The sequence below is a fragment of the Akkermansia sp. AE01SA01 genome, assembly GCF_036417395.1.
In the GTDB taxonomy this organism is placed as follows: Bacteria; Verrucomicrobiota; Verrucomicrobiia; order Verrucomicrobiales; family Akkermansiaceae; genus Akkermansia.
Genome location: NZ_CP143890.1, coordinates 3147196 through 3153373, shown reverse-complemented (window position 1 = coordinate 3153373; position 6178 = coordinate 3147196). Strand labels below are relative to the sequence as shown.

The 6178-nt window shown below is 38.7% G+C and carries 6 protein-coding genes; all 6 read left to right on the top strand.

Annotated features, from left to right (window positions below):
* The first annotated feature begins 1156 nt into the window (after window positions 1-1156).
* The 6 genes from V3C19_RS12800 (at window position 1157) to V3C19_RS12775 (ending at window position 6039) form a co-directional block, all read left to right on the top strand.
* Window positions 1157-2047, top strand: a complete 891-nt coding sequence (locus tag V3C19_RS12800; protein WP_302389507.1) for an RHS repeat-associated core domain-containing protein — start codon at window positions 1157-1159, stop codon at window positions 2045-2047.
* A gap of 426 nt (window positions 2048-2473) precedes the next feature.
* Window positions 2474-2671, top strand: coding sequence for a hypothetical protein (locus tag V3C19_RS12795; protein WP_302389505.1), 198 nt, complete (start codon window positions 2474-2476; stop codon window positions 2669-2671).
* Between the two features lie 85 nt (window positions 2672-2756).
* Entirely contained in the window at window positions 2757-3962 is a 1206-nt protein-coding gene (locus V3C19_RS12790) for a M35 family metallo-endopeptidase (protein WP_302389503.1), read from the top strand.
* A 12-nt stretch (window positions 3963-3974) separates the two neighbouring features.
* Entirely contained in the window at window positions 3975-4451 is a 477-nt protein-coding gene (locus tag V3C19_RS12785; RefSeq protein WP_162532033.1) for a hypothetical protein, read from the top strand.
* Window positions 4448-5098: an RHS repeat-associated core domain-containing protein gene (locus V3C19_RS12780; protein ID WP_302389501.1), complete on the top strand. Its 651-nt coding sequence runs from the start codon at window positions 4448-4450 to the stop codon at window positions 5096-5098. The genes V3C19_RS12785 and V3C19_RS12780 overlap by 4 nt, the downstream gene beginning before the upstream one ends.
* A gap of 56 nt (window positions 5099-5154) precedes the next feature.
* Entirely contained in the window at window positions 5155-6039 is an 885-nt protein-coding gene (locus tag V3C19_RS12775) for a hypothetical protein (RefSeq protein WP_330937115.1), read from the top strand.
* Window positions 6040-6178 lie beyond the last annotated feature (139 nt).

Below are 6178 nucleotides of genomic sequence, written 5' to 3'. Positions count from 1 at the left end.
TGTGGAATAGGATTAATATAGAAATGGATTTATTAGGTTTTAAAACTGTTTTAATAAATGAAAGTGAACAGTTGGAAAAAGAAAAATATATAAAATTTTTAGTTGGGGTAAAAGGAAAAGCTTCATGTGATAATTTTGGACGTACTTCAAAATTAGAAGAAATGGAAACAAATATTACAATCGAATATGAAAATTATGTAGATAAAAAAATCATTAAAACAGATGTTTTAATGAACTTAGATACTCATTTTAAAGCACGAGTATACGTACAAGCCAATGGATTCACAAGTTCAGCTCATCACATGACACATGCGGGTTCAAGTATGTGTGCAGCAAGTATACCGTGTGTGTTCAAATTTCCGGCATTAGGTGCCATTTTGTGTGCAGGTGGAATAATTTTAATCGCTATTCCTCATATATGCGACATGACGTGGAATATAGAAGGTTCATATTTGATTGAAGTTAAATCAGATGGATGCGTCTGGGATGGTGCTGGTTGTTATCCTAAATTAGATAAAAAAATTGAAAAAGAAAACTAAAAATCATATAAATTCGATCATTTTCAATGAGTATAAAATTAGATATTATTTGTATATAGTATCATTGTTATTTTGCATAACATTTTGTATATTTTCCATATTTTTATTGATTTTTGATCAGCAGCATGTCAAGAAGATTACTGAAAATAAAGAGGCTGTATTTTACGGAGTATGGGGAATTATGCCTTTTATATTTTTCCGAGGATATTATTATTTATCTCTAAAAAAAATACACGCGTTATACAATCCATTCGTTTATAGCTCCGTTCCTCCCATTTATCATTCGCGAACAATACAAATATTCTTAAACGTATTTCTTCTGTTAGCAAGCATAAGTTATATATTTATTTGTTGTAACTTTTTTTCTGTTGATTGGGCTACGACAAAAATAATGATATTATATTTTTTATCGTTTTTATGCTTTGCCGTCTGCATTCCGTGTCTAATACAACTTATTGAATATGATAATATAATAAAAAAATGGTATAATACTTGGAAAAAAAATTGCTATAAAATGTGAAAGAACAAACATTTATGCGTCCAACGAACTTCATCAAATACATAAGCATCGTCCATTCACTCTCAATTCTTCACTTTCAACTTTGGAATAACCTTTCGTGCCGCAATATGACACCTCAGACAACCAGACATCGATCAAGACCGCAACGGACGGAAGTACGGTGGTAGAATGCGGCTATGACTACCAAGGCCGCCGCTATATGAAGAAGGTAACTGTAAACAGCACGGTCGTCAGCCATGAACGCTACCTGTACCGCAGCTACCTGCAACTAGCGGCATTGGATATGCTCAACGGCAGGAATGTGCTTTGCACGTTGCTGTGGGATCCTCTGGAAGAGGTAGCTACGCGTCCCCTGGCCTTGGTGTGGAATAATGCTCTTTACTGCTATGGGTGGGACTTCAACAAGAACGTCACAGAGGTGTTCAATAGGGAAGGCGCTATTGCTGTTGCCTATGATTATTCACCTTATGGGACGGTCACGAAAACGGGCAACCTTGTCCAGCCGTTGCAGTGGAGCAGCGAGATGAACGATGAAGAGTTGGAGCTGGTCTATTATAATTACCGCTATTACAACCCGGCTGATGGCAGATGGATCAATCGTGATCCCATCGCTGAAGAAGGGGGGTGGAATTTATATGCTTTTATTGGCAATAATTCCATTAAGAAAAAAGATATTGTTGGATTAATATCTGATAGTGTTACAGACACAATTATTGCCTATGGGGCTCAAGGAATGAGTCCCAAAGCAATATCAGACCTCCTTGGGATATCCCTAGCTATAGTATGTGCAGTTTTAAAACAACCTTGCCCTCCTTGTCCTCCTCCTAAAGGTAAATCAGGAACACGTATTGATTATGTTCCCCCTTCACGTTCCCATCATCCTTGTCCAGGAAATCATCGGCATCGGTGGAAATTTGAAATGCATCAAGATCCGAAAACTTGCAAATGTTATGAAAAAAAAGTTGAATCTCCTGTAGAATGTTTGTAATAAAACTATTATATTAGATTAAAATATGTGTATAAAATTAATTGATAGATTTTATCGGAACCATTGTAATGATGAATGGGAACATTTGTATGGAATTACAATTGAAACATGTGATAATCCTGGCTGGTTAGTGAGTATATCAGATCCAATTTTATATAATAAATCAATACAGTGTGAATATAATCATATTTTAAATGATATAGGCTGTAAATATGAAGTATCGATAACTCACGTTCATATACCTCAGTCTAGTATTTATACAATTAAAATCTTCGGAAAATCTTTGGAAATTGTACTTAATAGTACTGCGGAACTTATTAAAAAATTAATTGATTAGAGAAAAATTAATTATTTTCTTGAGTAATGTGAAAAATATTTATTATTAAGTTTACAGAGTATTGATTTGGTTGTCGGCTGGGAGAAACCGTGCTTCTTTCCCGCACCCAGAGCTACGATGCTCTGGGACGCCCGGCCACATGCACGCAGCAGCGGAAAACGGAACCTGCCCGCAATGACAGCTTCAGCTACAACGGCAGAAACGAACTCACCGGAGCACATTGGGAACAGACGGCTACGGTTACAGCTACGACAACATCGGCAACCGCAAGACGGCTCAGGAACTGACCGAGGAACTCACCTACACGGCCAACGAACTCAACCAGTACAACCAGCATCGCCAACTCCACTCTCAACCCTGGAAGCCCCCTTCGTGCCGCAATACGACGCCTCGGGCAACCAGACCTTGATCAGGACGTCAACGGGCATCTGGACTGTCGTGTACAATGCGGCCAACCGGGCAGTGAGCTTCACCAGCCAGGACGGCAGCACGGTGGTGGAATGCGGCTACGACTACCAGGGGCGCCGCTACATGAAGAGGGTGACCCAAAACGGAACGGTCACCAGCCATGAACGATATCTGTACCGTGGCTATTTACAAATAGCGGCCTTGGACATGCTCAACAGCCGAAACGTGGTTCGCACGCTGTTGTGGGATCCTCTGGAACCGGTGGCAACGCGTCCTCTGGCCCTGGTGCAGGATAATGTCCTGTACTGTTATGGCGTTGACTTCAACAAGAACGTCACGGAGGTGTTTAATGGAGATGGAAGTATTGCGGCAGCTTATGACTACTCTCCCTATGGACAGGTTGCTTCCACGGGCGATCTCGTCCAACCGGTACAGTGGAGCAGCGAGATGAACGATGCGGAACTTTCCTTGGTCTATTACAATTACCGTTATTACCATCCCGCAGACGGCAGGTGGATTAATCGCGATCCCGTCGCCGAAGAAGGGGGATGGAATTTATATGCAATTGTTAAAAACCATATATTTCTTAACAGTGACCGTTTGGGATTAGAGCCAAAGATTGAATATGACGAGAATTGTAGAGATAAAAGACCTAATATAAGCAAGCAATTTAAGATAGCTCAGAATGCAATTTCTAAGGCAATAAAGGACATCAATCCCAAGTCGGATCGTTATGTTCGGTTTTTTGGTAAGTATTCCCGCGCACGACACCAAGTGGTTAATCGCGTAATTTCAGAAATAAAACGTATTTTGGATCATGCAACTATTTCTGTTGATTGTTGTGGAATAGAATGCGACGAAAATTGGATTGCTTATGTTTATAACAATGATGGGAAATTTCAAATATTTCTATGCCCTGAATTCTTCAGTTCTCCAGGAGGCAATGATTTTAAGAACCAAGCTAATACCATATTGCACGAATTATCACATGAAGTAGAAATGCCACAACCTAATCTTGTTTTGGATAAACAAGCCCCATGGAATCCTAATACGGAACCTTCCGGTGCCCCTTACGGGGATGATTATGCGGAATGGATAGCTGAACATGATGCTTGGACAGCTGTAACGAATGCAGAAAATTATGCTGCATATCTTTCGGAAAATTTATAGATGCTAAATCTTATGCCTCAATTTTTTATTATATTTATTTTTCTATTATTAATACCTTGTTTCGGCAAAGATAAAATTTTAAAAAATAGTGAAAAAAATACGATTACAGACTGGCGGTATAGAAAAACATCATTGATGGAAATTCAGAAAAAGTTGGTTAATATCGAAAAACGAGCCATGTATGTTCGAATAGAAAAACGATATTATCAGAAGGGTAAAGATAATGAGATTTATATATATAATTTAAGTCAGGAATTAAAAAAAGATTTATTGGGAGAATGGAAAAATGCAAAATATTGGTCTACACGTACCAAGAATGGTTTTTTCTTTACGCCAGCATTCTTTTACATACTTGATTTTTTAGATGAAAATAAAAATCGAATCGAATCAATAGATATGGATCTATGGTATCAACCAAAAGGAAAATTGAATTTCAGCTCTGTGAAAGAAAAAATTTTGTCTTTGTTCCAGAAAGTCGACGCTAAGTGAAGAAAGTAACCGTCAACGGAACGGTCACCAGCCATGAACGCTACCTGTACCGCGGCTACCTGCAACTAGCGGCCCTGGACATGCTCAACAGCCGGAACGTGCTCCGGACACTGTTGTGGGATCCCCTGGAACCGATGGCCACGCGGCCTCTGGCTCTGGTGCAGGATAATGCCCTGTACTGCTATGGCGTTGACTTTAACAAGAATGTGACGGAGGTGTTCAATAAGGAAGGCGCTATTGCTGTTGCCTATGATTATTCACCCTATGGGACGGTTACCAAAACGGGCAACTTTGTCCAGCCAGTGCAGTGGAGTAGCGAGATGAACGATGAAGATTTGGAGCTGGTCTATTGCAACTACTGTTCTTACAATCCTGCCGATGGCAGGTGGATCAATCATGACCCCATCGCTGAAGAAGGGGGATGGAATTTGTATGGGTTTGCTAGAAATAATGGAGGTATCGTATGGGATGAATTAGCTTTGGTTCCAAATGGACAAGATCCCCTTTTCATATTTCCTTATGTTGATGAAGATACAGGGTATGGACAAATGACCTATGCTTCAGAAGAGGAAATCAATAAATTTTATGATGCTATTAATGCCCTTTCTCAAAGGGCAGTAGATGATAAAAAGCGTTATAAACTGTAGAAGCAGAGGCTACAAAAAAGGAATGGTTTTATTATTCTCAAAATTTCTAATAATAAATGAACTATTTTTATTTTTTAACATTTTGCATCATAACAAATGTTTGTTCAAGCCAGCCGGTTCACTATCAAGAATCATCTCCCATGTGTATTAATTCTGCGATTGATTTACATGAAGACGGTTTGCATCTTATTCATTTATTAGAGAAACTGAATAAAATATCCAGCAGGCTGGATAGTACAGAAGATGATGCCCAAAGCATACTTGATGAAGCACGGGAATCTATCTATGCTTATTTAAGAATTCAGTATGGTGACGGAAATTGCATAAGTAAAAAAGGCCTAATATCGTGTGGCAAGGTATTGAGATTGCATGAATCACTTTACCTCCCCGGAAATAATTTTATCGCTACAAAATATGATGTAAAAAATAAGATATTTGAATATCAGCAAGAACTTGTTTCCGCCTTTCTTAAAAGGAGCAATGAGATAAAACAAGCAGAAAGGGATGTAGATCAGGAAATATTCAAGTCTTTGTCAGAATTGGATTGTGATATGTTCAATTATGACAACTTCAGGAGCCATTTGATAAAACAGGGCCATGAAAATGAATGGTTGATACGCGGTCTTTTTTTTCTCATTCAGGGAGCTTATGAAGGTAATCAGAATGCCATGTCCATATTACTGAAAAACAGTAACGAGGGAATATGCTCCCTTGCCCTGGCTCTTATTCTAGAACGGCAAAATAGATTGCGTTTTATATTAAGCCAGTATCATGATTTATCATGGGAAAATACTTGGGGTTGCATAGATAAACAGAAAGAAGTGATTTCCGATTTGTTAGAAAAGAGTATTGCCCAAGGTGAACCTTGGGCCAAAAAGATTAAAGAGGCCGATATTATCGCCAATTCCAGTCGGGATTTCTTAAAGAGGATGTGGAAATAATACTTATGGATGCGGAATATCACTAGCCCAAGGCAACGGAGAAAGCGTTATTGATGCTATATTAAATTCATAGAATAGTTTAAAGTATCAGAAGCGTTGTAAATAAATCAAATATATGAAAAGGTTTCATTCATGTATT

Excerpts from the sequence above, each read along its gene's own strand:
- V3C19_RS12775 (WP_330937115.1), top strand. The coding sequence starts at position 5,155 with ATGAACTATTTTTATTTTTTAACATTTTGCATCATAACAAATGTTTGT.
- V3C19_RS12785 (WP_162532033.1), top strand. The coding sequence starts at position 3,975 with ATGCCTCAATTTTTTATTATATTTATTTTTCTATTATTAATACCTTGT.